Source organism: Candidatus Symbiopectobacterium sp. NZEC135, from assembly GCF_025962695.1.
Genome location: NZ_JAGFPF010000537.1, coordinates 1 through 1,238, shown reverse-complemented (window position 1 = coordinate 1,238; position 1,238 = coordinate 1). Strand labels below are relative to the sequence as shown.

General features: G+C 47.7%; 3 protein-coding genes. 1 reads left to right on the top strand and 2 read right to left on the bottom strand.

Going from position 1 to position 1,238, the window contains the following annotated elements; genetic code table 11:
- On the bottom strand, positions 1–201 hold a 201-nt coding region (locus J5224_RS28540; RefSeq protein WP_264628472.1), incomplete at its 3' end, for a hypothetical protein.
- A gap of 60 nt (positions 202–261) precedes the next feature.
- On the opposite strand from J5224_RS28540, the gene J5224_RS28535 reads away from it, so the two are divergent.
- Positions 262–675, top strand: coding sequence for a CoA-binding protein (locus tag J5224_RS28535; RefSeq protein ID WP_264628471.1), 414 nt, complete (start codon positions 262–264; stop codon positions 673–675).
- A gap of 36 nt (positions 676–711) precedes the next feature.
- Here J5224_RS28535 and hspQ read toward each other — a convergent pair whose 3' ends face one another.
- Positions 712–975 (bottom strand): heat shock protein HspQ, encoded by a 264-nt coding sequence (hspQ, locus tag J5224_RS28530; protein ID WP_264628470.1) that lies wholly within the window; start codon positions 973–975, stop codon positions 712–714.
- Positions 976–1,238 lie beyond the last annotated feature (263 nt).

The following is a 1,238-nucleotide window of genomic DNA, read 5'->3' as shown; positions in this document are numbered from 1 at the left end:
GGCTATACTGCTTGTAACGAAGAAAAGCAGCATTAAAACACGGTACAATTTCATCAGCTTTCCTCCGGCATCATTTATCGCGCCATTGTTGAGTATTTGGCTAAATGTGTCAAAGTTTTCATTTTTTAACAGTTTTTTATCGGGTGTTCTCCTTTTAGGCATGTCAGATTGAATGCCCGATCTGTCGTCAATGTAAGACAAAAATAAGTCGGCGCGGTGGTGTACACTGTAAAAGAGCCCATGCGATACGAGGTAACAACAATGAAGGATGCAGAGATTAAATCGGTGTTGGAGAAGGTAAAAACGATTGCGTTGGTCGGTGCCAGTGAAAAAGTCTCTCGTCCCAGCTATGGTGTGATGGCTTATTTATTGGAGCAAGGATATACCGTGATCCCCGTCAGCCCTAAATTGGCAGGGCAGGAACTCCATGGTCAACGGGTGTATGCGTCACTTGCAGATATTCCCGGCAAGGTGGATATGGTAGAAGTATTTCGCCAGCCAGAGGCGGCTTACGAGGTGGCTAAAGAAGCCATCGCCATTGGCGCAAAAGTGCTGTGGCTACAGATTGGTGTCATTAACGAGCAGGCAGCGGTGTTAGCAAAAGATGCCGGACTTGACGTTGTGATGGATCGTTGCCCCAAAATTGAGATTCCGCGCTTGGGCCTTGCCAGGTAAGAGGCCTGCACCTAATACCGGCCATCACGGCCGGTATTAATGATGTAAGCGAGGCGCTCTCTGCTTAATCTCTTTGGCAAGCTCATCCAGAGAAGAATGCCTGTCGTCATCTGGCGCTTCTTGCACTAACTGGGCTTCTGCCAGATAAGTATGAATGGCTTCCCCTTGTTCATCTTCCATCACGACATGATACCAAGGTGCAGAACGAAGCGTATCGTGGGCATCCAGTTCCTCCCACGCTGGGCTTACCAGCGAATATTCGGGATCGATATCAATCACGACACCAGGGTATCCCAGCATTCCTGAGATGATCTGACTCTGTAACCTTACTGCTATATGGGAGTGAACGCCCAGATTTCAAGTCGCCTGTTGAAAGTCGACGTAGCGTATTTGCTACTGGAACGAGGTTATTTTACTGTTAATAGTATGATGCATATTGCATCACTGTGCAGGAAATAAAGGTGCCTGCCGATTGATGATTGAGGAGGCGTTTAGATGACTGAACACGGTGTGACAGCCTATGTATATGGCGTGGTGCAAGGCGTTGGTTTTCGTTATCACAC

Coding starts and splice junctions, on each gene's coding strand:
- hspQ (WP_264628470.1), bottom strand. CDS start 975: ATGCTGGGATACCCTGGTGTCGTGATTGATATCGATCCCGAATATTCG.
- J5224_RS28535 (WP_264628471.1), top strand. CDS start 262: ATGAAGGATGCAGAGATTAAATCGGTGTTGGAGAAGGTAAAAACGATT.